At 59.1% G+C, this 1,187-nt stretch carries 1 protein-coding gene and 1 pseudogene; both read right to left on the bottom strand.

Features of this window, described 5'->3' with window-relative positions; all coding sequences use genetic code 11:
* The coding region (gene pdhA / locus ACXJ7R_RS33560) for a pyruvate dehydrogenase (acetyl-transferring) E1 component subunit alpha (protein ID WP_457155543.1) at nt 1-891 on the bottom strand (891 nt) is incomplete at its 3' end.
* Nucleotides 892-1,085: 194 nt separating this feature from the next.
* A pseudogene (locus tag ACXJ7R_RS33555) lies at nt 1,086-1,187 on the bottom strand (FtsB family cell division protein); the annotation flags it as partial.

Raw genomic sequence — 1,187 nt, 5'->3', positions numbered from 1 at the left:
CGCCTTGACCTGCTCGATCGGGTCATGCTCGGAGCGCATCTTCTGCACTTCTTCCTTGGATCGGTACTTCGCCGGGTCGGACATCGAGTGGCCGCGATAGCGATAGGTCTGCATTTCGAGGATCAGCGGGCCGTTGCCGGCACGGCACCATTCGGTGGCCAGATCGCCCGCAGCCTTGACGGCGCGGACATCCATGCCGTCGACCTGCAGCCCGGGAATCTTGAACGAGGCGCCGCGATGCGAAAAGTCCGTCTCCGCCGACGAGCGCGAGACAGAAGTGCCCATGGCATAGCGGTTGTTCTCGATGATGTAGATAACCGGCAGCTTCCACAGCGAGGCCATGTTGAAGCTTTCATAGACCTGGCCCTGGTTGGCCGCACCATCGCCGAAATAGGTCAGCGACACATTGTTGTTGTCGCGGTAGCGATTGGCGAAGGCCAGACCAGTGCCGAGCGACACCTGCGCGCCGACGATGCCGTGGCCGCCGTAGAAATGCTTCTCCTTGGAGAACATGTGCATGGAGCCGCCCTTGCCCCTGGACAGGCCGCCACGACGTCCGGTCAGCTCAGCCATGACGCCACGCGGTGAAAGCTCCATCGCCAGCATGTGGCCGTGGTCGCGATAGGCGGTGATCATCTGGTCGCCCTGGATCAGCGCCATCTTCATGCCGGTGACGACCGCTTCCTGGCCGATATAGAGGTGGCAGAAACCACCGATGAAGCCCATGCCGTAAAGCTGGCCGGCCTTTTCCTCGAAACGGCGGATAAGCAGCATGTGCCGATAGGCGGCAAGCTCTTCATCCTTGGTGAATTCTGCAGGCTTGGGGGCCGAAAGCCCCATCTTGCCGTCGGATTTGGATTTGGCAGGCGCTTTTCTGGCTGCGGTGGCCATGCATCACTCCCTGTTGGCGTCTCTTTGCGGACATTAGGGCAGGATCAAATCCGCCCTGGGGAGATCAGCTCCTCCCCACCGATTTTGGAGAGGCTAACACGCGCTAGAGCGTTATGCCATGCCGAAATTGCATAGCTCACATGCGTCTAAGCGATTAAAATCATTGAAAATATTGGCTATTAACTGAAAACCGGTTACTTCACCGAGACCGGCAACATGATGGTGATTTCGTCAGCCTGGGACAGATTGAGCGCCTTGCGCGCCTGCTCGTCGAGCATGTCCTTCTCGATCGACCC

This window comes from Mesorhizobium sp. P5_C1 (assembly GCF_054049815.1).
The sequence above is the reverse complement of the archived record's forward strand: the minus strand, read 5'-3'. Positions and strand labels throughout refer to the sequence as shown.